Consider the following 23998-nt stretch of genomic DNA (forward strand, 5'->3'; position numbering starts at 1 on the left):
CGATTTAGAACGATTTAAATCGAGGATTCCGGTCCAAGGGGGTTAGGCGCGTGACAGCAGCGAAGCGGTGGTGGGGCAGGGCAACCTTGAGCGCGGCGTTGCCGTTGCTCTGCGTATCGACAGGCGCGGCGGCGAGCATCGCTCCCGATACTCATGACGTTTTCGTACGTTCCTTCGAGAAGGGCGAAACTCCCCCGAAAGCATCGAACCGCAACGACCTCACGGTCGGTGTCGCCGGCGGTCCGCCCGCGAAGGCGGCCCTGACGGCCAGGGCCGATGTCGGATTCACCGGCACCCATTCGCTGCGCTATGCCGGCACCGGCACGGGCAAGACCGTCTCGGCGCGGATCTTCGACGTGAACGTGGCCGTCGCGCCAGGCATGGTCCTCTCCTACGTCTTCTTCCCGCGCTCCGTCGACGGCGACCTGTCGAACCCGGCGAACTTCATGGCGGTCGATCTGGAATTCGACGACGGTTCCACGCTTTCGGGATCGGGCGCGATCGACCAGTACCGCGTCCCGGCGACGGCAAAAGGTCAGGGCGATGGCCGCGTGGCTCATCCCGACCAGTGGAACAATGTACGCATCGCGCTGGGCGACGTGGCGAAAGGACGGCATGTGCGCCGGATCGTCGTCCGCACCGATGCACCTGTGGGGAAAGCGTACGAAGGCTGGCTGGACGACGTACGTATCGCGCGCGCGGATGTCGCCACGCACAGCCATCCTTCGGAATACGTCGACACGCGCCGGGGCTCCAACGCCAACAGCCGGTTCTCGCGCGGCAATAATTTCCCGGCGGTCGCGGTGCCGCATGGTTTCAACTTCTGGACGCCGACGACCAACGCCGGTTCCAGCTGGATATACCAGTACCAGGAGCGCAATGGCGCGGATAACCGGCCGCGCATCGAGGCGTTCTCGCTATCGCACGAACCCAGTCCGTGGATGGGCGATCGCCAGACCTTCCAGATCATGCCCACCGCTGTCGCGACGGGCGCGCCGCCGCTGCATCGCGAAACGCGGGCGCTTTCGTTCGGGCACGACGCGGAAACCGCGCAGCCGGACTACTACCGGGTGCGCTTCGACAACGGCATCGTCACCGAAATCGCTCCGACGGATCATGCGGCGATGTTCCGCTTCACCTTCGCGGGCAATCGTTCGCAGCTGGTGTTCGACAACCGCGAGGACACCGGCGGCGTGTCGCTCGACGCGGCGAACGGCGCCATCCAGGGCTGGTCGGACGTGAAGAGCCGCCTGTCCACCGGTGCGACCCGGTTGTTCTTCTACGCCACGTTCGATCGTCCCGTGACCGAAAGCGGACAGCTGACGGGCGAGGGCAGGGACCACGTCGCCGCCTGGTTCGGTTTCGATACGCGCGATGCGGCGGCACGCGCGGTCACCATGCGCATCGCCACGTCGCTGATCGGCGTGGATCAGGCGAAGAAAAACCTCGCACAGGAAATTGCCGCGAACGATACTTTCGAGTCCGTCCGCGAACGCGCGCGCCGTGCGTGGGACGATAAGCTCGACATCGTCCACGTGGAAGGCGCCAGCCAGAACGAACTGACGACCCTCTACTCCAATCTCTATCGCCTGTTCCTCTACCCGAACGAGGCCTACGAGAACACGGGGACGCCCGAAAAGCCGGTTTATCGCTACGCCAGCCCGTTCTCGGCTGCGACGGGCACCGACACGCCGACCGCGACCGGCGCGCGCATCGTGGACGGCAAGATCTATGTCAACAACGGTTTCTGGGATACCTACCGCACGGCGTGGCCCGCGTATGTATTGCTGACGCCGACCGAAGCCGGACAGATGATCGACGGCTTCGTCCAGCAGTACCGCGACGGTGGCTGGATCGCGCGCTGGTCCTCGCCCGGTTATGCCGATCTGATGGTCGGCACCAGTTCCGATGTCGCGTTTGCCGATGCGTGGCTGAAAGGCGTGCGCAACTTCGATGTCGCCAGCTTCTACCAGTCCGCGATCAAGAACGCGTCGGTGGTCAGCGATGTGCCCGGCGCCGGACGCAAGGGTATCGAGCGTTCGCTGTTCAACGGCTATACCGACACGGGCGTCGAAGAGGGACTGTCCTGGTCGATGGACGGTTACATCAACGATTTCGCTATCGGCAATCTCGCCACCGCGCTCGCAGGCGAAGCACCCGCCAGCGATCCCTACCGCAAGCACTACACCGACGATGCGACGTACTACCGCTCGCGTGCACTGGGCTACGTACACCTGTTCGACAAGCCGGCCGGTTTCTTCGTCGGTCGTGCGGCGGACGGCAAGTGGCGCTATGAAACCGCGGCATTCGATCCCACGCGGTGGGGCGACGATTACACGGAAACCAATGCATGGAATATGGCGTTCCATGCACCGCAGGACGGCGCGGGTCTCGCCTCGCTCTACGGCGGACGCGACGCGTTGGCGAACAAACTGGATGCTTTCTTCACGACGCCGGGCACGTTTAATGTGGGCGGCTATGGGGAAGTGATCCACGAAATGCTGGAAGCGCGCGACGTGCGCATGGGCCAGTACGGACACAGCAACCAGCCGTCGCATCACATCATCTGGATGTACGACGTGGCCGGGCAGCCGTGGAAAACCCAGGACAAGTTGCGCGATGCCATGTCGCGTCTGTATGCCGGCAGCGATATCGGCCAGGGTTATCCGGGCGACGAGGACAACGGCGAGATGTCGGCATGGTGGCTCTTCGGCGCGGCGGGTTTTTATCCGCTTCGCATGGGCTCGCCTGAGTACGTCATCGGCGCGCCGTATTTTCCGCATATGACGATTCGTCTGGAAAACGGCGCGGCCGTCGATATTCGTGCGCCGGGCGTCAGCGATCGCAATCGCTATGTGCAGGGCCTGAAAGTCAACGGACAGCCGTGGACGCGGCTCAGCCTGCCGCATGCTCTGCTGGCGAAGGGCGCCACGCTCGATTTCGAGATGGGGCCGGAACCCTCGCACTGGGGTACGGGCACCGATGCGGTGCCGGCATCGATCACGGCGGAAGGTTCGGCGCCGTCGCCGCTCGTCGACCTGACCGGCGGCACGTCGGGCAGTCCGTTCGGCTCGGCGGATGCCGCCGGTCTGGCTCGCCTGTTCGACAATCGTTCCGATACCGAAACCACGATACCCGGCGCGAAAGCCGATATCGGCTGGCATTTCGACCGCCCGGTGACGGTCTCGATGTATACGCTGACCTCGGCATCCGTCGCGGCGGACGCGAAGAGCTGGCGACTGGAAGGCTCGGTGGACGGCAAGCATTGGGATACGGTCGATTCGCGTCGTGGCGAAACGTTCCCCTGGCGCCGGCAGACGCGTGCGTTCGTGGCGGCCAGCCCGAAGGCGTACGCGTGGTATCGGGTCCGGCTCGATGCCGCTGACAAAAAGGCGGGTGTCGGCCTGGCCGAGATCGAGTTCTCAGGACAGCCGCAGCCATAAGAGGTAGGAGCCCGCAAGCGGGCTCCTACACAGGGGCTGCGGGGTGTTGGCGGCAAATGCTACCGGCACCTCAGATCGTCCGGGGCGGCCTGCTATGATGCGCGCTTGTCTTTCCGGCTTTCCGGTGGGGTTAACGTGCTCGATATCCTGATGGCAGGCGGCTGGGCCCTGCTGCCGATCCTGATCTGTTCCGCGCTGGCGCTGGCGATCGTCCTCGAACGTTTCTGGGCGCTGCGCCGCTCGTCGGTGCTGCCGCCGGGCCTGGGCGCGGAAGTGCGTCAGTGGGCTCGCTCCAATACCCTCGACGCCGCGCATCTGTCCGCGCTGGAAAAAGGCTCCCCGCTGGGCGAACTGCTGGCCGGCGCGCTCGCCGTCCGCGACCGTCCGCGCGAACTCATCAAGGAACGCATCGAAGATACCGGTCGTCACGTCGTCCATCGCATGGAGCGTTACCTCAACACGCTCGGCACCATCGCGCTCATCGGTCCGTTGCTGGGTCTGCTTGGCACGGTCATTGGTCTGATCCGCATGTTCCTCAGCGTCATGATGGGCGGCATCGGCGATCCGATGAAGATGGCCGGCGGCATCGGCGAGGCATTGATCTGCACGGCCTTCGGTCTGGTCGTTTCGATTCCCGCCTACGTTCTGCATCGCTATTTCCGTTCGAAGGTCGGCGGCTACGTCGTCGAGATGGAGAAAGAAGCCACGGCGCTGCTGGACGATCTGTCCGCACCGCGTCCGGTCGCGCGTCGCCGCACGGCGGCCGACAGCGTGTCCACCGCCGGCTGATCCCATGCGCATCGGTTCACGAAGAGAAGACGACTTCGAGATCAACGTGATCTCGTTGATCGACGTGTTGCTTACGCTGCTGATGTTCTTCGTGCTCAGCACGACGTTCATCGAGCACTCGCGCATGCAGGTCAACCTGCCGAAGGCTGGCGCCGAGGCGCATGACGCCACGGCGCAGGCGCTGACCGTGGTGATCGACCGCGACGGCCACTACTCGGTCGGTAGCGACGAAGTCCTCGGCGAGGGCATCGGCCCGCTGAAGACGTCCATCGAGCGCGTGGCCGGTACCGACCGCGAACGCCTCGTCGTCATCCGCGCCGACGCGCTTACCGCGCACCAGAACGTGGTGCGCGCCATGGACGCGCTCGGCCAGCTTGGCTTCACCCACCTGTCGATCGCCACCACGCCGACCGAGGCGGCGGCCGACAAGTGAGTGCCGGCAAGGCAAGCAGCGTCTGGGACGCGGAGAGCTGGCAGTCCTATAAGCGACTGCTGGGTTACACGCGCCGGTACTGGTCGATCGGCACCATCGCCATCATCGGCATGATCATCGATCCGGCGTGTCTGTCGCTGTTCACCAATCTCATCCGGCCGCTGATCGACGACCTGTTCACGCTGAAAGATCCGTACACGATTTTCTGGATGCCGATCTGGATCATGGCGATCTTCCTGGTGCGTGGCGTGTCGTCGTACGCCACCGACTATGGCATCGCCTATATCGGCCGCGGCGTCGTGCAGTCGATCCGCAAGGATGTCTTCGCGTCTTATCTGCGGTTACCCGCCACCTTCTTCGGTCGCGAGCCCAGCGGTCAGCAGATTTCCCGCATCACCTATACCAGCGAGCAGGTCGCGCAGGCGTCGACCGATGCCCTGAAGGTGGCGGTCACCGAAGGCCTCACGGTCGTCGGCATGTTGACAGTCATGCTCTATCAAAGCGCCTACCTCACGCTGGCGCTGCTCGTGCTGGTGCCTTGCGTGGTGCTGATCGTGACGGTGGTCAGCCGTCGCTATCGTCAGATCAGCAAGCGTTTGCAGGGCAATATGGGCTCGGTGACCAGCGTCGTCGAAGAAGTGGTCGGCGCCAATCGCGAAGTACGTATTTACGGCGGACAGGCGCGCGAAGCGGGCCGTTTCGACGATGTCGCCGATCGCGCACGTTCGCTGAACCTCAAGATTTCATCGACCAGCGCGCTGTCCAGCGCGACGATCCAGACCACCGGTGCGTTCGCCCTCGCGTTGCTCGTGTATCTCGGCACGCGTCCGCGTGCGCTGGAGCACATCACGCCCGGCGTGTTCTTCGCCGTGCTGACCGCCATGGGTGCGATGCTGCCGTCGCTGAAGCGTCTGACCAGCGTGCAGTCCAGCCTTCAGCGCGGTCTGGCCGCATGCCAGGACCTGTTCGCCATCATCGACGAGCCGCCCGAGCGCGATGTCGGTACGCGTGAGGTCGCCAGGGTCGAGGGCGATATCCGCTTCGAAGGCATCCATCTGGTTTATCCGAAGAACAATCACGTGGCGCTGCGCGGCGTCGACCTGCATTGCCGCCCCGGCACCGTCACGGCGCTGGTCGGCCGCTCCGGTAGCGGCAAGAGCAGTCTGGTCAGCCTGCTGCCGCGATTCTACGAGCCGACGAGCGGACGCATCCTGCTCGACGGCGCGAACTACGAGGAATACACGCTCGCGTCGCTGCGCCGGCAGATCGCGTGGGTAGGCCAGAACGTCGTGCTGTTCGACGACACGGTGGCCGCCAACATCGCCTACGGCGAACTCGCGGGCGCTTCCGAAGAAGACATTGTCGCCGCTGCGCGTGCCGCGAACGCGCTGGAATTCATCGAACGCATGCCTGAAGGCTTGCAGACGCAGATCGGGCAGGGCGGCAATTCGCTTTCCGGCGGTCAGCGTCAGCGCATCGCCATTGCGCGGGCGATCCTGAAGAACTCGCCGATCCTCGTGCTCGACGAAGCGACCAGTGCGCTGGATACCGAATCCGAACGCCTGATCCAGGATGCGTTGCAGCGGTTGATGCGCGATCGCACGACGCTGGTCATCGCCCATCGGCTGTCGACCATCGAACACGCCGATCAGATCGCCGTGATGGATCAGGGACGCATCGTCGAACTCGGCACGCATCGCGGCCTGATCGATCAGGGCGGCCAGTACGCCGCGCTGCATCGCATGCAGTTCCACGATCAGGTCGTGGCGGACTGATCGCGCCGTGAGTATCGCCGACGCCTTGCAACGGCGCTGGTACGACGGTAGCAAGCCACCCGTGTGGACGCTGCCGCTGGAGGCGTTGTATCGCCGTGCCGTGCGCCGCAATGCCGAACGCTACGAGCGCGATCCCGGCGCCGCTGTTCGCCTGCCCGTGCCGGTGGTCGTCGTTGGCAACATCACCGTCGGCGGCACGGGAAAAACACCGCTCATCATTGCGCTGGCCGAAGCCCTGCGGGCACGCGGCCGTAAGCCCGGCGTAGTCAGTCGCGGCTATGGCGGTTCCGAACGCGGCCCCCTGTTGCTGGACGACCGGCCCGACCCGGCGCGCGTGGGCGACGAGCCCTGCCTGATTCGCCAGAGCGGCGTGCCGGTAGCCATCGGCCGTCAACGTCCCGAGGCGGCGCGGTTGCTGGTCGACGCCGGTTGCGACGTGGTTCTGGCCGACGACGGCCTCCAGCACTACCGTCTGGCGCGCGATATCGAGATCTGCGTCATCGACGGCGAGCGCCGCTTCGGCAACGGGCACCTGCTGCCCGCTGGCCCCTTGCGCGAAGCATTGGCGCGGCTCGAACGCGTGGACTTCGTCGTCAACAACGGCGGCCGGGTGTCGGACCTGGAAATTCCGATGACCTTGCACGGCGGCTTCGCCGTCAATGTGGCCGACCCCTCCCAGGTTGCGCCCCTGTCGGAGTTCGTCGGCCGTCCGGTACACGCGGTGGCGGGCATCGGAAACCCCATGCGTTTCTTCCGTAGCCTGCGGGAGCAGGGCATCGACTCACGCGACCATGCATTCGCGGATCACCATGCGTTTTCGGCGAGCGACCTCCTCTTCGAGGATGGTTGCCCGGTGCTGATGACCGACAAGGATGCGGTGAAGTGCCTGCCGTTCGCCCAGCCGAACTGGTGGCGCGTGCCGGTAGCGGCGGAGTTGCCCGAAAGCTTTTACGACGCTTTGGCCGCACGTCTGCGATAGCTCAGTTTTGCGTCGCCCTTTTGGTTCTTTGCGCACTGCTGAGAGAAGGTTCGGCCTTGCCATCGCTATTGCCGTAGCGCTGGGATGCTTCGCGAAGAGCCGTCGGCCACCCCCCTCGACGCTCCGTCTCCACCGTCGCTCGGGAAGTGAGAGCCGCTGCGCGGCTGGTGTTCTATGGCTGCGCCCCGTCGCGCCCGCGCGGCGGGCGGGGGTTTTCGATTCGGCCTCCATGCCTCAGCGAAAACGGCGGACCGTCCGGGTCCGCCCCCTGCGGGCCTTTTCCGCCCGCCGCGCTCGGTTGCGCAAGTCGCGTCGAGGGAGGTGGCCGACGGCTCGTCCGGATGCTGCGGTCGCGTGGGGGAAAGCAGCGCGTGACGCATGGCTAGACGTGACCGCACGCCGGTCCGGTCCGATCACCTGCTTAGCTCGTGCTCTTACTCCAGCAAACCGCAGTCGACGGTGCCGTGGCCGGGTTGGCCCTTGGGGCCGCCTTAGCCGAGGGCCGCGATACCCCACTGACGGAGCGAAAGCGGCGCTACGGCCCGCTCCCGCAGGGACGGCGCCGAAGGCCCCAAGGGCCAACCCGGCCACGGCTTCCCAAACGCACGAGCGTGAGGCGGCCCCCGCAGTACATGAAGAACAAAAAAAAACCGGCCCTGAGGCCGGTTTTTTGTCACGAAACGCCGCGCGTTACTGCACGCGCGAAACGTTGCCCTGATCGTCGACGACGACGATGTCGCCCTGACGGATGGCCGAGGCGTCCTTGACCGTGACGTTGGCGATCTGGCCGTTACCCATCTTCATGCGCAGGGTGTAGCTCTGGCTGCCGCCGCCCTTGCCGATGGCGTTACCGGCGAAACCGCCGCCCGCCGCGCCGGCGACCGTGGCAAGCGTACGACCGTTGCCACGGCCGACCTGGTTGCCGAGGACGCCACCGGCGATGGCGCCGATGACCGCGCCAGCGGTGCCGTGATCGCGGCCCGCGGTCTGGTTGAATTCGATGCTCTGGACCACGCCACACTGGTCGCAACGCACGTAGATGCCGTCGCTACGCGTAAGCGTGGCGGCAGTGGCAGGAACGCTTACGGCGAGGGCGAGCAGGGCGGCCATCTCGATACCTAATGCGTACTTCAGCTTCATGATCTCTCTCCTTGTGGATGGCCATAGCTACGGGGCGGGCCGACTCAGCCCACAGTCTAAGCATTCCGCCTGAACCAATCGCGACGGAGTTCAGAGTATTCATACGATAATCCGGCAATGACCACCGCCATCGTATGGTTTCGCCGCGACCTCCGTCTTGCGGATCATGCCGCCCTGACGGCCGCGGTCAAAGATTACGACCGCATCGTACCCCTGTATATCGATGCCCCCGAAGAGGAAGGCGAATGGGCGCCCGGTGCGGCGGCCCGGTGGTGGCTGCACCATTCGCTGGCCGCACTCGACGGGGCACTCGGGCGTTTCCATGGCCGGTTGCATATCCGGCGGGGCGCCAGCCTCGAGGTCCTGCGGGACATGGTGGCCGCGACGGGAGCGTCCGCCGTGTACTGGAGCCGCCTCTACGAGCCGGAGGCGCTGCGCCGCGATGCCGCGATCGAGCGCGCGCTGACCGCCGAGGGCATCGACGTGGCTGTCCATCGTGGGTCGCTATGGCGTGAGCCCTGGGAGGTCATGACCCGACAGGATCAGCCGTACAAAGTGTTTACCCCTTTCTGGCGTTCCCTGCGCGTGCAACTCGACGACGCGGCGCCGCTTCCGGTGCCGTCGTCGTTGCGTTGCGTCCAGATGGCCGATGGCCTTTCCGTGGGCGACCTCGACCTGTTGCCCGGTATCGAATGGGCAGCCGGGTTCTCCGGGTGGGCGCCCGGCGAAGCGGGTGCGGCCGAGATGCTGGAACTCTTCGGCGACGATGCCGTGTCGGCCTATACGGAAGCGCGCGACCTGCCGGCGCGGCATGGTACGTCCCGGCTTTCGCCACATCTGCACTGGGGTGAGATGACGCCGCGCCAGGTAGCCGCGGGTCTGCGCGCACAGGTCGCGGACTCCCGGCGTCACGTCGATATCGAACCGTATCTGCGCCAGCTCGGATGGCGCGAGTTCGGGCATCACCTGCTTTACCACTTTCCGAAAACGCCCACGGAAAATTTCAATCCGCGCTTCGACGGGTTTCGCTGGAAAGACGGCGACGCTGCCATCCTGAAACGCTGGCAACGAGGGCGTACCGGTATCCCCATCGTCGACGCGGGGATGCGCGAGCTATGGGCCACGGGCTGGATGCATAACCGTGTACGCATGCTGGTTGCCAGCCTGCTGACCAAGAACCTCCGGCAACACTGGAGCCATGGCGCGCGCTGGTTCTGGGACACGCTGCTCGACGCCGATCTGGCGAACAATTCGCTTGGCTGGCAGTGGGTGGCCGGAAGCGGTGCGGACGCGGCGCCGTATTTCCGCATCTTCAATCCGGTGACGCAATCGGAGAAGTTCGATCCCGACGGCACCTATATCCGCCGATGGATACCGGAGCTTGCGGACGTACCCGCCAGCAGCATCCATGCACCCTGGGAAGATCCCACCATCCTGCGGCGCACGGGCTATCCGGCGCCGCTCGTCGATCTGAAATCGTCCCGCGAGGACGCGCTGGCGGCGTATCGGCGCACGAAGGCCTAGTCTTTGTCTTTGCGCAATAGCAGCGAAAGAATCGGTGGGGTCACCATCGCGGTAAGCAGCGACATCGCGACGATGATCGCGTAGATCTGCTCGTTGAACACACCGGCCGCCAGGCCGAGTGAGGCAATGACCACGCCCACCTCGCCACGGGGCACCATGCCGAAACCCACGATGGCGGCGCCGCGGCGTCCCAGCGACAGGGCGCCGAGGAAACCGCCGGCCAGCTTCGACACGATGGCGATCACGGTCACCACCAGCAGCATCAGTAACGCCTTGCCGTCGGCCAGCTCTTCGAGATTCACCTTGGCGCCCGTGACCACGAAGAAGAAGGGTGTCAGGAAGGCCAGCAGCGGCGCGGTCTGATGCTCCAGGTCGTCGCGCTGGCGGGATTCCGAAGCGATCATGCCGGCCAGGAACGCGCCGATGATCGCCGCCAGACCGAACCGGGTGGACAGGAAGGCAAGGCCGAGGCACAGCGCGAGAACGATCGCCAGCGGCGACATCGGGTTGCTGGGCTTGTCGAGCCACCCAGAGCCGCGACGCATGACCTTCGTACCGCCCCAGCCGATGACGGCGATGAAGCCCACCGCGCCAAGCAGGGTAAATGCGAGGGATTTGACGTCCAGCGCGCCGCCGTCCTGCAACGAGGACACGACGCCCAGCAGCAGCATGGCGAGGATATCGTCGATCACGGCGGCGCCCAGGATGATGCGGGCTTCCTGCCGCTGAAGCACGCCCAGTTCCTGTAGCACGCGCGCCGTAATACCCGCCGATGTCGCGACGAAGGCCGCGGCCACGAACATGGACTTGACCCAGTCGAAACCTGATCCGTGGGCCCAGAGCGACCCCATCAGGAACGGAATCACAACGCCGAGAACGCCGACCATGAACGCACTGCGGCCGACTTTTTTCAGATCGTCCAGCCGCGTTTCCAGACCGACCGAGAACAGCAGCAGGATGACGCCGATTTCCGCGAGTACGTCGATTGGTGTGCCCGAGGCGATCTGATCAATATGCAGCCAGCCGAGCGCGGAAGGACCGATGGCGCAGCCGGCGGCGATTTCGCCGACCACGGCGGGCAGGCGCAGGCGCTGGGCGATTTCGCCGCCGATTTGCGCGGCGACGAAAATGATGAAGAGGGTGAGCAGGATGTCGCTTGCGTCGTGCATGGTTTGATCGACCTTGATCGAAGCCGCGGAGGAAGGCGCGGTGTCCTTTATACCCGTTAGCGCCCGGTCTCGTGCGGACGTGTTTCCCGCAGACGCGAGAAAACCCAGCTGGCGGCCAGCGTCACCATGCCGAGGATAACGACGGAATACCGGAACGCCCAGATGTATCGCTCAGGCGTGCGGTCGCCGATGAAAGCGGCCATCAGCAGCGACGCGAGCGCAATGCCGAAACTCATCGAGAGGTATTGCGCGGTCGAGGCCATCGAGGACGCCATCGAGGCATGGCTTACGTCGAGATCGACATAGGCCAGCGTATTCATCGATGTGTATTGCAGCGACATGAACGAGCCGTAGACGAATACGAACAGACCGATCGCCCACATGGGCGTCGACGGCGACAGGAAAGCAAAGCAGCACAGCACCACTGAAATCGCGATCGTGTTGACCAGTAGCAGCCGGCGATAGCCGAAGTACGCCAGCAGACGGTGGACGAAGGGTTTGATACAGATCGAGCCGATGGCCTGCGGCACCATCATCAGGCCGGCCCACAACGGCGACCAGCCGCAGCCGATCTGCAGGAACAGCACCAGCAACAGGAACATGCCCGACACACCCAGGCGCGTGAACAGGTTCCCCGCCAGCGATACCCAGACGCTGCGGACGCGCAGCAGTTTCAGGTCGCTGACCGGATGTTCGGTGCGGCGGCTGTGCCAGACGTAAATCAATCCCAGCGTGGTCGCCATCGCGACGTAGCCGAATACGTTTTTCCAGTGACCGTCGCCGGCGGTTTCCGCAGCCATCAGATACAGCGCGGAAGCTCCGCCGAATAATATGAAGCCGAAGATATCGAAAGGATGCGCGCGGTCGAGCCGGTACACGGGCATCTCGCGACTGTTGAGCCAGACGCCGAGGATGCTGACCGGGACGTTGATCAGGAAGATCACGCGCCACGACGTGTATTCGACCAGCGCGCCGCCCAGCAGCGGCCCGAGCACCGAGCCCATCAGGCCGAAGGTCGCGACGGTCGTCATGGCGCTGACGAATTCGCGACGGTCGATGCTCCGGACCAGGACGTAACGGCCCACCGGCATCAGCGCGGCGCCGCCAAGCCCCTGCATGACGCGTGCGGCGACCAGTTGCGGCAGCGATTGCGCGATGCCGCATAGCAGCGATCCCAGTGCGAACACGACGATCGCGCCGCCGAACACGCGTCGCGTGCCGAAGCGGTCGCAGAGCCAGGGGCTGGTGGGGATGAAGATGGCCAGCGTAAGGACGTAACTCGTCAGCGCCGTGCGCATGCTGAGCGGCGTCACGTCGAGCGCGTTGGCGATGCCCGGCACCGCCGTGTTCACGATGGTGGAATCCAGTGCCTGCATGAAGAAAGCGGCGGAAACCAGCCAGATCAGGCCACGGAACTGCTCTCGGGAGGAAGTGGCCTCGTGGGACGAGGCCTGGACGTCGGCTACGGTGGGGTGAACGGTGACGTCGTGTGGCATGGCCTCGCATTATAGCGAACGATCTCCTTGCAAATCATGGGCAATGGACCGAAAGTTATCGTGATTTCATATCGTCTGGCACCCCCCGGCCCCCACGGACCCGTCCTATGTCGCAACCCACCGTTCCCGCCGAGGCCAGCAAGCGCGCTGAAGACCTGCGCGCGAGCATCGAAGATGCCAATTACCGCTATCACGTGCTCGACGATCCCTCGATCAGCGACGCCGAATACGATCGCCTCATGCGTGAGCTGGAAGCACTGGAGGCCGAGTACCCCGATCTGGCCACCGGCGATTCGCCCACGCGCCGCGTGGGCGCGCGTGCCCAGGGCGGTTTCGCCGAGGTGAAGCACGTCGTGCCCATGCTGTCGCTCGGTAATGCCTTCGAAGACGAGGGCGACAACGATCGGGAACGCTATCGCGAGGTCGCGGACTTCGAACGGCGCATCGAGCAGACCCTGCACCGGCGCGAGCCGGTGTTCTCCGTCGAACCGAAACTCGACGGACTGGCCATCAGCCTGCGCTACGTCGATGGCGTCTTCGTACAGGGCGCCACGCGCGGCGACGGCGCGACTGGCGAAGACGTCACCGCGAACCTGCGTACGGTCAAGGCCATTCCGCTGAAGCTGCGCGGCGAAGGCTGGCCGCATGTACTGGAAGTGCGCGGCGAAGTCATCATGCCGCGCGCCGCCTTCGAAGCCTTCAACGAACGGGCGCGCGCCGCCGGCGACAAGCCGCTGGCCAATCCGCGCAACGGCGCGGCCGGTTCGTTGCGTCAGCTCGATCCGGCGATCACGGCGAAGCGGCCGCTCGCTTTCTTTGCCTATGCCGTCGGCGATGTCGAGGATGGCGAGCTTCCCTCCACCCATTCGGCCACGCTGCAACAGCTTCGTGCATGGGGCTTTCCGGTGTCGCCGGAAGTGTCCACCGCGCGCGGTTTCGATGGACTGATCGCGTACTACCGCCGCATCGGCGAGAAGCGCGACAGCCTGCCGTACGACATCGACGGCGTGGTGTACAAGCTCGACGACTACGAAGGCCAGCGCGAGATGGGCTTCGTGTCGCGCGCGCCGCGCTGGGCTATCGCGCACAAATATCCCGCACAGGAACAGATGACGACGGTCGAGGCCATCGAAATCCAGATCGGCCGCACCGGTGCCGCGACGCCCGTGGCGCGCCTGGCGCCGGTGCAGGTCGGTGGCGTGATCGTCACCAATGCCACGCTGCACAACGCGGACCAGGTCGCGCGCCTCGACGTTCGCGTTGGCGACACCGTCATCGTCCGCCGCGCGGGCGATGTCATTCCCGAAGTCGCGCGCGTGGTCGACGAACGGCGTCCCGCGCATACGCATCCCTGGAGCATGCCCGCGACGTGTCCCGTCTGCGGCTCGGAACTGGTGAGGGAAGAGGGCGCCGCGGCATGGCGCTGTTCGGGCGGACTTATCTGCGCGGCACAGCGCAAGGAAGCCCTGATCCACTTCGCCTCGCGACGCGCCATGGACATCGACGGCCTGGGCGATCGCTTCGTCGACGCACTGGTCGAATTCGACATGGTGCACACACCCGCCGATCTTTACCACCTTACCGTCGACGCTTTCGTCGACATGAAGCGCCGCGCCGACGAGCGCGACGGCACGACGCCCGAAACCGTGAAACAGGGCAAGGTCGCCACGCGCTGGGCCGAGAACCTCGTTGAGGCTATCGCTGCAAGCAAGGCATCCACGCTGCCGCGTTTCCTGTTCGGACTCGGCATCATGCATATCGGCGAAAGCACGGCGAAAACGCTTGCGATATGGCTGGGCTCGCTGCGCTTCGTACGCGAAACGCCCGCCGCCGTCCTGCGCGTACTGCCCGATATCGGAGATGAAGTCGCGACATCCATCGCGGCGTTCTTCGAGCAGGAAGGCAACCAGCGCGTGGTCGACGAACTGTTGGCCGCAGGCATCGTGTTCGACGATGAAACGACGCCTTCGGCGAAGCTGCGCGACAAGCTCGGTCTTGACGTTCTGCTGGATATGGCCAAGGTCTCCAAGCTCGGCCCGAAGAGTACGAAACTGCTCGCGGGACTGTATGGCGATCTCGATGTCCTGATCCGCGCCGGACAGGCGCAGTGGATCGTGGCGGGCCTGCCGCAGGCGGCGGCGACGAATCTGCAGCTTTACCTTGCCGATCCGCGCCAGATGGCCGAACTGCGTCGCGCCGAAAAAGCGATGCGCGACATTCTCGATGCGCTTCCGACTAAAGCCCAGACCACGATCCTTCCGCTGGACGGCCAGACCTTCGTCCTCACCGGCAGCATGGAATCGCTCGGTCGCGACGAAGCCAAAGACCGGCTCGAAGCACTGGGCGCCAAGGTATCCGGCTCGGTGTCCAAGAAAACCAGTGTCGTCGTCGCTGGCGAGGCGGCCGGCTCCAAGCTCGACAAGGCAAAGGAGCTCGACGTGCCGGTATGGGACGAGGCACAACTTCTTGCGCTGCTGGCTGAACACGGAATGGGCCAGTGAACGACTTCGGCGCACATCGCCGTCGTGCCGCCGTCTACCACCAGATCCGCGCGTTCTTCGCCGAACGCCATGTGCTGGAGGTAGAGACGCCCATCCTTTCGGCGGCAGCCAACACCGACCCGAATATCGAGAGTTTTTCCACGCGGTTCTCCGGGCACGTGGATGCCGGTCCGCGCGAGCGCTGGCTGCGCACGTCGCCGGAATTTCCACTGAAACGCCTGCTCGCCGCGGGCATCGGCGACTGCTACGAGCTGGGCCGCGTATTCCGCAATGGCGAGGCCGGCGGTCGGCACAATCCCGAATTCACTATGCTCGAATGGTATCGGACCGGTTTCGATCATCGCCGTCTGGCGAAGGAAGTCGTCGACCTGATCGAGCGTCTTGGCGTAGAGGCGGGACGCAAGCTCGACGTGCTGGAAACGACGTACCGCGATGTCTTCCAGTACGCCTTGTCGATCGACCCGTTGACCGCCGACGAATCCGTCCTGCGTGCGCCGCTGGCCATGTTCGGAATCCATCCGGACGGACTGCGCCGGGACGACTGGCTCGATCTCCTGATGACCCATCTCATCCAGCCGCGCTTCCATCGCGACCAGATCACCGTCATCCACGATTACCCCGCCAGCCAGTGCGCGCTGGCGCGCATCCGAGCGGGCGACCCGCCGGTGGCCGAACGCTTCGAGGTGTATTTGGGCGTTTACGAACTGGCCAACGGGTACCACGAGCTGAACGATCCGGTCGAGCAGCGCGAGCGCTTCGAGCGCGACAACGCACGTCGTCTGGAGCGCGGCGACGAGGCATTGCCGATCGACGAGCACCTGCTCGATGCACTCGCCGCGCTGCCCGATTGCGCCGGCGTGGCCATGGGCATCGAACGCCTGCTGATGTGTCTGGGCGATACCGACGCTATCGCCGACGTACTCGCGTTTCCGTTCGCGAAGGCGTGAAGGGGGGATGGGGGATGGGAAGTGGGGGCGCGCTTCCGGCGATCGCCTGAGGGAACTGACATCTTCCGGCGGAAGCAACGTCCGCGTGGTGCTTGTCGTTCCCTCAGGCGATCGCCGGGACTGCGCCCCCACTTCCCATCCCCCATCCCCCGCTTCAAGGCATACTCCGGAATCCCAGCGACCCCAAACCCCATGCCCTACGAATCCAGCGCACTTCCCCCCACCGAACGCCGCCTCGACCGCCAGGACATCCGCACGCTCGTGCTATCGGCACTGGGCGGGGCGCTTGAGTTCTACGACTTCGTCATCTTCGTCTTCTTCACGAAGGTGCTGGGGCAATTGTTCTTCCCCGCCCATATGCCCGAATGGCTGGCCCAGGTACAGGTCTTCGGCATCTTCGCCGCGGGCTATCTCGCCCGGCCGCTGGGTGGCATCGTCATGGCTCATTTCGGCGACAAAGTCGGCCGCAAACGCATGTTTACCCTCAGCGTATTCCTGATGGCGCTGCCGACACTGTGCATCGGCCTGCTGCCGGTTTATGCGCAAGTGGGTGTACTGGCGCCGCTGCTGCTGTTGCTGATGCGCGTGGTGCAGGGCATCGCCATCGGCGGCGAGATTCCCGGCGCCTGGGTATTCGTCGCCGAACACGTGCCGACGAATCGCGTGGGGTTCGCCTGCGCGAGTCTTACCTCGGGTCTGACCGCCGGCATCCTCATCGGCTCTCTGGTCGCCGCCGGACTCAATGCGCACTATCCGGCGTCGACTATTCTCGATTACGCGTGGCGCATTCCGTTCCTGCTGGGCGGCGTATTCGGTTTCCTCGCCGTATACCTGCGTCGCTGGCTGCGCGAAACGCCGGTATTCGCACAGATGCGCGAGCGCCGCGAACTGGCGGACGAACTGCCCGTTAAGCGCGTGGTTCGCGATCACCTGCCGGGCGTCTTCCTTTCGGTGGTGGTGACCTGGTTGCTGACCGCCGCGATTGTCGTGGTCATCCTCATGACGCCGACGCTCGCGCAGTCGGTTTTTCACGTCGACCGCGAGAGGGCGTTCACCGGAAGCAGCGCGGCGGCGCTGGCGCTGACCGTGGGGTGTCTCATCGCCGGCGTACTGGTCGACCGGATCGGTCGCGCGTGGTCGTTGCTGCTGGGCTCGGTGGCGTTGGTGGCGACGACGTATGCGCTTTACGTCGACCTCGCGTCCGGTGCCGTGCATTTCATTCCGCTGTACGCGCTGGCGGCACTATGCGCCGGCGTTGTCGGCGTCGTGCCGGCCGTGATGGTCGCGGCGTTCCCCCCGGCCGTGCGGTTCTCGGGAATTTCGTTCTCGTACAATCTTGCATACGCCGTATTTGGGGCGGCAACGCCACCGCTGGTGTCGTATATGGCTGAGCGATTGGGTGGCATGGCGCCGGCGCATTACGTCGGCGTGGCTGCCGTGTGCGGCATCGGAGTGGGTGCGTATCTGGTTCGTACGCGGCGGGCGTTTTACGAGCGGTAGTGCCGCCGCTTCGCAGGCTATCGCGCGCAGGCGCGCTCCCACAGAAATCAAAAGCACCACGCACCGCTCTCTGTGGGAACGGTGCGCGCGCGATAGCCTGCGAAGCGACGAAACCTAAAACTCCAGCTCCTGCGCCGCACACAAATAGTCGACCATCGGCGCCAGACGCTTGAACGTCGACACCACGTGCGGAAGGAGTTCGGTGGAGCAAGCCAGCGCTTCATCGAAATTCTCGCCCGCCGCGAAATTCTTCCGCTTCAGATCGTCGATCAGCTCGTGCGTCGGATCGAAGCCGCGCGGCGGACGGGTAAGGCTTTCGCCCCAGAAGCTGAAGCGATCCGCGAATGCCTTCGATCGCGTCGCGCGCTTCCACGCTTCGGGGTTGTCGGCAAGAAATGCACGGATCTGTTTCAGCGCCACCGGCTCCGGATGCCATAGGCCGCCGCCCGCGAAACACTCGCCCGGCTGGATATGCAGATAGAACGCGGGCGCCTGGATTTCGTGGCGTCGTTCGTGGAAGAACCGCGCGCTGGCCCAGCCTTTGTACGGCTGTTTATCGTTCGCGAAGCGCGTATCGCGATGAATGCGGAACAGCGATCCGCCCGCTTTGCGTGGATCGGCGCGATAGTGCCCGCTGATCTTCGCCAGTGGCGCCTGCAGGTCGGTAATCAGTTGCAGGAACGGATCGCGCACGTGGCGCTCGTAATCGTCTTTATGTTCGTGAAACCACTCGCGACGATTATTGCGCACGAGCGCCTTCAGGAAACGGAACGTGGCGGGCGAGAAATAGGCGTGGGACATGGCTTAAGGATGTCTGGCTAGATGAGTTCGCGGCCCCATGCTTCCAGTCTGTCGAGGAAAGCATGCGGAGTATCGGGTAACGCGCGTAGCGCGGCGAGTTCGGCGCGGTATTCGTCGAGTGTCAGCGTGGTCAGCGGACTGCGGCGCGTGAGCCGGTCGACACGGAAAGCCTCCCAGCGGGCAGCTTCTTCGGCGTTGAGCGTTTCCGGCCAGTTGCGGGCGCGATAACGGAAAAGCAGCTCCGGATAACGCGGGTCGCGGAAGGGGAAGTTCCTTAGCGCAAGCTGTGCTGGCGGCGTCGCCCGGACGTCCGCGAGCAGTTTGCGGTCCGCATCGGGAAGGAAGGCGCCGTACAGAGCCAGCTCGGGATCGTCGGCAGGCGGTAGCGCGGCGGCATGGCCATAGACCCGGCGAAGCTTTTCGGCCAGATCCGGCGCGGCCAGCAGCGCCTCCCGGTTCGCATTGACCTTATCCAGGTCCAGGCCGAGCCGTCCAAGATCGGCCCCTTTCAGCACCGACATCGGCGCAAGAGCCGGTGCATGGTTCGCACGCACGGTGCGCAGCGCGATGCGCTCGACGCCTTCGGGCAAGTCGGCCCGCGACGTGAAAACGCGATCGGCGATGTCGCCGTCGTCCAGCGAGAGCAGGTCGGTCGGGTCGGCGGTGAGGTCATAGACGATGATTTCGCCGGGCCGCGACGGGTGGGCCGTGATCGGCGCAATGACGGTCAGGCAATGGCGGCTGGCCGGATAGCGCGACGATACGTGGACGACCGGCGTCATCGCCGCGACGTCCAGCAGCTCGAACACGCGTTGCTTGCGCCGCAGGGCGAAGTACCAGTCCCAGAGCTTGGGTTGACGGACACGGATCAGGCGGGCGAGCGCGATCAGCGCCTCGACATCCGACAGCGCGTCATGCGCTCGCTCCTGCTTGAGGCGATTGGCCGTGGCCAGGTGTTCAAGCTTGAAACTCGGCGTACCGTCCTCGCGCAGCGGCCATTCGATGCCTTCGGGCCGCAGCGCCTGGCACATGCGCACCAGGTCGATCAGGTCCCAGCGCGAGTTGCCGTTCTCCCATTCGCGCGCATACGGCTCGTAGAAGTTCCGGTAAAGAAGGTGCCGGGTGAACTCGTCGTCGAAGCGCAGCGAGTTGTAGCCCACCGTGCAGGTGCCCGGTGTGGCCATCTGTTCGTGGATGGCCGCTGCGAAGGACGCTTCGTTCAGACCTTCGCGCTCGGTCAGCTGCGGCTCGATGCCGGTGATCAGGCAGGCGACTGGCTGCGGCGGCATATCGCGCGGCGGCTTGCAGTAGATCATCGTCGGCTCGCCGACGGGTTCGAGATCGGCCGTCGTGCGGATCGCCGCGAACTGGGAAGGGCGGTCGCGCCGGGGGTCGGCGCCGAAGGTTTCGTAGTCGTGCCAGAGGAAGGTCGGTTGGGCCATGCGGGCGATGATCGCATGCCCGGCACCTGCTCGACCTCCTATGCACGGCACGAACCGCTAGACTGCGCGCACCGGAGGAAAGCATGACGCCAGCACACGAAGACAACCTTATCTGGATCGACCTCGAAATGACGGGTCTGGATACGGATAACGATTCCATTCTCGAGATCGCGACCATCGTCACGGACAAAGGTCTGAACGTACTGGCCGAAGGTCCCGTGTTCGCGATCGCGCACAACGAATCCCGCCTGCAGGAAATGGACGCCTGGAACCGCAACCAGCACACCCGGTCGGGTCTGTGGGGGCAGGTGGTGGATTCGAACGCCACGCACGGCGAGGCCGAGAAAGCGACCATCGCCTTCCTGCGCGAATGGGTGCCGACGGGGAAGTCGCCGATGTGCGGTAATTCCATCTGCCAGGACCGGCGTTTCCTGCACCGCCAGATGCCGGGGCTGGAACGCTATTTCCATTACCGCAACCTGGACGTCTCCACGCTGAAGGAACTGTCGCGGCGCTGGTCGCCCGAGATCTCCCGCGGATTCGCGAAGGATTCGGCGCATACGGCGCTGTCGGACATCCGCGACTCGATCGACGAACTGCGCTACTACCGTCGTTTCATGGGCGCCCTCGGCGGCCAGCAACCCGTCGCCTGAAGGGGCACCCATGACGACCGATCCGTTCGCCACGATCCTCGATTGCGCGGGCAGGGCGCTGGTGCTGGACCGCCCGCGGGTGGTCGGCATCGTCAACGTCACGCCCGATTCCTTCTCCGATGGCGGTGCCCACGACACCCTGGACGCGGCTTTCGAGCATGCGCTCCGGCTGGTGGAGGAAGGGGCGGACATGCTCGACATCGGCGGCGAGTCCACGCGCCCCGGTGCTTCGGACGTCCCCGCCGACGAGGAAATCCGTCGCGTGGTTCCGCTGATCGAGCGTCTGGTGGCCGCGACCACCGTCCCGCTGTCCATCGATACCTCGAAGCCCGAGGTGATGCGCGCGGCCGTAGCCGCCGGCGCGGGCATGATCAACGACGTCTATGCGTTACGCCGCGAAGGCGCGCTGGACGCCGCCGCCGAACTCGGCGTGGCCGTTTGCCTGATGCACATGCAGGGCGAGCCGCGTTCGATGCAGGACGCTCCCGGCTACGACGACGTGGTGGGCGAAGTCCACCGTTTCCTCACCGACCGGTTGTTCGCCTGCGAACTGGCAGGCATTCCCCGGAAAAAAGTCCTGGTCGATCCGGGCTTCGGCTTCGGCAAATCGCTGGAAAACAACCTGGACCTGCTACGCGCCATGGAGCGTTTCGCGCAACTGGGCGCCGGCGCCTATGTCGGGCTCTCCCGCAAGTCGATGATCGGGACGATCACCGGACGCCAGGACCCGCTGGCGCGCGCCTCCGGATCGGCGGCCGCGGCACTCATCGCCGCCCAGCGCGGCGCCATCCTGGTCCGCGTTCACGATGTGGCCGTCACCGTCGACGCCCTGGCCGTATGGCAGGCCGTGAAGGCCGGCGACCGCGCGCCCCGCGAGGACCGCCCCGCGATGCCCCGCTGGCCCGACGACGACTGAAAGACTGGCGACCGAAGCCGGTCGTCGGCGGTATGATTCACGGTCATGAAAGGACGAACACCATGACCCAGCGCAAATATTTCGGGACGGACGGCATCCGCGGCCAGGTAGGCCAGTCGCCCATCAGCGCCGATTTCATCCTCCGGCTCGGCCGTGCTCTTGGCGCCGTACTGGCCCGTCAGCGGGGACGCCGCGTCACCGTGGTGATCGGCAAGGACACCCGGGTTTCCGGCTACATGTTCGAATCGGCCCTGGAAGCCGGTCTGGTCGCCGCGGGCGCCGATGTCCGGCTGCTCGGCCCCATGCCCACCCCCGCCGTCGCCTTCCTCACCCGATCGCTTCGCGCCGATGCCGGCATCGTCATCAGCGCGTCGCACAATCCCCATTACGACAACGGCATCAAGTTCTTCTCGGCGCAGGGCGAAAAGCTCTCCGACGAGCTGGAAGCCGCCATCGAAGAAGAAGTGGACGCACCGTTCGCGACCGTGGCATCGGAAAGCCTCGGCAAGGCCACTCGCGTCGGCGATGCCGTGGCCCGGTATGCGGAATTCTGCAAAGCGACCGTGCCGCAGGAATTCAGCCTGCGCGGCATGAAGCTGGTCCTGGACTGCGCGCATGGCGCCACCTACCAGGTGGCCCCGAAAGTGTTCGCCGAACTGGGTGCCGACGTGTTCGCCATCGGCGCGGAACCCGACGGTCTCAACATCAACCGCGGCGTGGGTTCGACGCATCCCGAACCGCTGGCCAAAGCGGTTGTCGAACGCGGCGCCGATCTCGGTATCGCCTTCGACGGCGACGGCGATCGCGTACGCATTGTCGACCGCGACGGCAGCGTCACGGACGGCGACGACATGATGTATGTGCTGGCCCGTAACTGGGCCTCGCGCGGCATGCTGCGCGGTCCGGTGGTCGGTACCCTGATGAGCAATTATGGCCTTCAGCGCGCGCTGCGGAACATGGATATCCCATTGATCAGGGCGAACGTCGGCGATCGCTTCGTGCTTCAGCAGCTGAAAGAACACGGCGGCGTACTCGGTGGCGAGACGTCCGGCCATATCCTCTGCCTCGACCGCTTCACCACCGGCGACGGCATCGTCGCGGCCCTGGCCCTGCTAGAAGCCCTGGTCCAGGCGGGGGAAACCTTCGCCGAGGCCCGCGCTGGCCTCAGTAAGCTTCCCCAGACGATGGTGAACGTACGGATCGAGGGCCGCGCACGCGAGGTGCTGGCCACGGACGCCGTCCGCGGCGCGTTGGCCCAGGTGGAAAGCGAGCTGGAGGGCCGTGGCCGGGTGGTCCTTCGGGCATCGGGTACGGAGCCGCTGGTGCGGGTCACGATCGAGGCCGTCGACGCGGATGAAGTCGACCGGTTAGCCACACGGCTTGCGGACGTCGTAAAATCGGCAGCCAGAGCGATTGCCTGATTTCCTATCCCGACGTCTGCTTCGGGAACCAGGCGTGCTCTTGCCCGCAGGCCATCCATGAAAAAGGTCCCCACGCTCGACATCCGCCGTTACGACACCGACCGCGACGCCTTCGTCGCCGAACTCGGTGCCGCTTATCGTGAGTTCGGTTTCTGCTGCATCAGCGGTCACGGCATTCCGCGCGAACGCATCGACGGCGCGTACGACGCCTTCCTGCGTTTCTTCGCCCTGCCGACCGAAGCGAAGATGAAGTATCACGTTCCCGGTGGCGGCGGTGCGCGCGGCTACACCCCGTTCAAGGTGGAAACCGCCAAGGACAGCCAGCATCCGGATCTCAAGGAGTTCTGGCATGTCGGCCGGGAGATTCCGCGCGATTCGAAGTTCGCCGACGTGATGGCGCCGAACGTGTGGCCCGCCGAGGTTCCCGATTTCCAGGCATTCGGTTACGGCCTGTACGAAGCGCTGGACCAGCTCGGCACGCGCGTGCTGCGCGCACTGGCCCTGCATATCGGCGAGCCCGAGCATTTCTTCGACGACAAGACGGACGTGGGCAATTCCATCCTGCGTCCCATCCACTACCCGCCGCTGACCCAGGAAAACATTCCGAACGTCCGCGCCGGCGCGCACGAAGACATCAACTTCATCACGCTCCTGGTCGGCGCCAGCGCCGAAGGCCTGGAAGTGCTGACGCGCGAGGGCGAATGGCTGCCCATCACGACGGAAGGCGATGCCATCGTCGTGAACATCGGCGACATGTTGCAGCGCCTGACCAATCACGTGTATCCGTCGACGACGCACCGCGTGACCAATCCGCAGAACGACAACGCCCGCAAGCCGCGCTATTCGGTGCCGTTCTTCCTGCATCCGAATCCCGACGTCGTGCTGGACGTGCTGCCTTCGTGCGTCGGCGCCGAAAATCCCAGTCGTTACGCCGAGCCGATCACCGCGCACGAGTACCTGCAGCAGCGTCTGCGCGAGATCAAATTGATCTGAGCGGGGATGGGGGGTGGGAAGTGGGGGCGCGTTTCCGGCGAACGCTCGAGGGAACGACAAACGCCCGGCGGACGTT

At 65.1% G+C, this 23998-nt stretch carries 18 protein-coding genes; 13 read left to right on the forward strand and 5 right to left on the reverse strand.

Going from position 1 to position 23998, the window contains the following annotated elements:
• Positions 1 to 50: 50 nt before the first annotated feature.
• The 5 genes from AC3IR3_RS09125 to lpxK all read left to right on the forward strand — a co-directional run bounded on the left by AC3IR3_RS09125 (position 51) and on the right by lpxK (position 7419).
• Positions 51 to 3443 (forward strand): GH92 family glycosyl hydrolase, encoded by a 3393-nt coding sequence (locus AC3IR3_RS09125; RefSeq protein WP_489196566.1) that lies wholly within the window; start codon positions 51 to 53, stop codon positions 3441 to 3443.
• Positions 3444 to 3593: 150 nt separating this feature from the next.
• Entirely contained in the window at positions 3594 to 4232 is a 639-nt protein-coding gene (locus AC3IR3_RS09130) for a MotA/TolQ/ExbB proton channel family protein (protein ID WP_132141880.1), read from the forward strand.
• Between the two features lie 4 nt (positions 4233 to 4236).
• The gene (locus AC3IR3_RS09135) at positions 4237 to 4665 is read left to right on the forward strand and encodes an ExbD/TolR family protein (protein ID WP_132141619.1); all 429 of its coding nucleotides are present in this window, start codon (positions 4237 to 4239) and stop codon (positions 4663 to 4665) included.
• Entirely contained in the window at positions 4662 to 6440 is a 1779-nt protein-coding gene (gene msbA, locus AC3IR3_RS09140; RefSeq protein WP_489196567.1) for a lipid A export permease/ATP-binding protein MsbA, read from the forward strand. Before AC3IR3_RS09135 ends, msbA begins: the two co-directional genes overlap by 4 nt.
• Positions 6441 to 6447: 7 nt before the next feature.
• Complete coding sequence (lpxK, locus tag AC3IR3_RS09145) at positions 6448 to 7419, forward strand: tetraacyldisaccharide 4'-kinase (protein WP_489196568.1); 972 nt, start codon at positions 6448 to 6450, stop codon at positions 7417 to 7419.
• 690 nt (positions 7420 to 8109) lie between these two features.
• Here lpxK and AC3IR3_RS09150 read toward each other — a convergent pair.
• Entirely contained in the window at positions 8110 to 8559 is a 450-nt protein-coding gene (locus AC3IR3_RS09150) for a glycine zipper 2TM domain-containing protein (protein ID WP_489196569.1), read from the reverse strand.
• Positions 8560 to 8676: 117 nt separating this feature from the next.
• Here AC3IR3_RS09150 and AC3IR3_RS09155 point away from each other — a divergent pair, with 117 nt between their 5' ends.
• On the forward strand, positions 8677 to 10083 hold the full coding sequence (locus tag AC3IR3_RS09155; protein WP_489196570.1) for a cryptochrome/photolyase family protein: 1407 nt from the start codon (positions 8677 to 8679) through the stop codon (positions 10081 to 10083).
• Here AC3IR3_RS09155 and AC3IR3_RS09160 read toward each other — a convergent pair.
• Both AC3IR3_RS09160 and AC3IR3_RS09165 read right to left on the reverse strand, forming a co-directional pair.
• Positions 10080 to 11252 carry a cation:proton antiporter gene (locus AC3IR3_RS09160; RefSeq protein WP_132141624.1) on the reverse strand — a complete coding sequence of 391 codons (1173 nt, stop codon included), beginning with the start codon at positions 11250 to 11252 and terminating at the stop codon, positions 10080 to 10082. The two genes, AC3IR3_RS09155 and AC3IR3_RS09160, sit on opposite strands and share 4 nt — an antisense overlap.
• 56 nt (positions 11253 to 11308) lie before the next feature.
• On the reverse strand, positions 11309 to 12748 hold the full coding sequence (locus AC3IR3_RS09165) for an MFS transporter (protein ID WP_132141625.1): 1440 nt from the start codon (positions 12746 to 12748) through the stop codon (positions 11309 to 11311).
• A gap of 107 nt (positions 12749 to 12855) precedes the next feature.
• On the opposite strand from AC3IR3_RS09165, the gene ligA reads away from it, so the two are divergent.
• From ligA to AC3IR3_RS09180, 3 genes are all read left to right on the forward strand, one after another.
• Positions 12856 to 15249: an NAD-dependent DNA ligase LigA gene (gene ligA / locus AC3IR3_RS09170; protein WP_489196571.1), complete on the forward strand. Its 2394-nt coding sequence runs from the start codon at positions 12856 to 12858 to the stop codon at positions 15247 to 15249.
• A complete protein-coding gene (gene epmA, locus AC3IR3_RS09175; RefSeq protein WP_489196572.1) occupies positions 15246 to 16196 on the forward strand; it encodes an EF-P lysine aminoacylase EpmA in 951 nt (316 codons plus the stop codon). The genes ligA and epmA overlap by 4 nt, the downstream gene beginning before the upstream one ends.
• A gap of 192 nt (positions 16197 to 16388) precedes the next feature.
• Positions 16389 to 17696: an MFS transporter gene (locus tag AC3IR3_RS09180; RefSeq protein ID WP_489196573.1), complete on the forward strand. Its 1308-nt coding sequence runs from the start codon at positions 16389 to 16391 to the stop codon at positions 17694 to 17696.
• A gap of 114 nt (positions 17697 to 17810) precedes the next feature.
• Here AC3IR3_RS09180 and AC3IR3_RS09185 read toward each other — a convergent pair whose 3' ends face one another.
• Entirely contained in the window at positions 17811 to 18497 is a 687-nt protein-coding gene (locus AC3IR3_RS09185; protein WP_489196574.1) for a DUF2461 domain-containing protein, read from the reverse strand.
• A 17-nt stretch (positions 18498 to 18514) separates the two neighbouring features.
• Complete coding sequence (gene sbcB, locus AC3IR3_RS09190) at positions 18515 to 19939, reverse strand: exodeoxyribonuclease I (RefSeq protein WP_489196575.1); 1425 nt, start codon at positions 19937 to 19939, stop codon at positions 18515 to 18517.
• Between the two features lie 83 nt (positions 19940 to 20022).
• Here sbcB and orn point away from each other — a divergent pair, with 83 nt between their 5' ends.
• The 4 genes from orn to AC3IR3_RS09210 all read left to right on the forward strand — a co-directional run bounded on the left by orn (position 20023) and on the right by AC3IR3_RS09210 (position 23922).
• A complete protein-coding gene (gene orn / locus AC3IR3_RS09195) occupies positions 20023 to 20592 on the forward strand; it encodes an oligoribonuclease (RefSeq protein WP_489196576.1) in 570 nt (189 codons plus the stop codon).
• Positions 20593 to 20602: 10 nt separating this feature from the next.
• Positions 20603 to 21508, forward strand: coding sequence for a dihydropteroate synthase (gene folP / locus AC3IR3_RS09200; protein WP_489196577.1), 906 nt, complete (start codon positions 20603 to 20605; stop codon positions 21506 to 21508).
• A gap of 62 nt (positions 21509 to 21570) precedes the next feature.
• Positions 21571 to 22929, forward strand: a complete 1359-nt coding sequence (gene glmM, locus AC3IR3_RS09205) for a phosphoglucosamine mutase (RefSeq protein WP_489196578.1) — start codon at positions 21571 to 21573, stop codon at positions 22927 to 22929.
• Positions 22930 to 22986: 57 nt separating this feature from the next.
• Positions 22987 to 23922: an isopenicillin N synthase family dioxygenase gene (locus AC3IR3_RS09210; protein WP_489196579.1), complete on the forward strand. Its 936-nt coding sequence runs from the start codon at positions 22987 to 22989 to the stop codon at positions 23920 to 23922.
• The last annotated feature ends 76 nt before the right edge of the window (positions 23923 to 23998 follow it).

This window comes from Luteibacter sp. GL_149 (genome assembly GCF_057834065.1).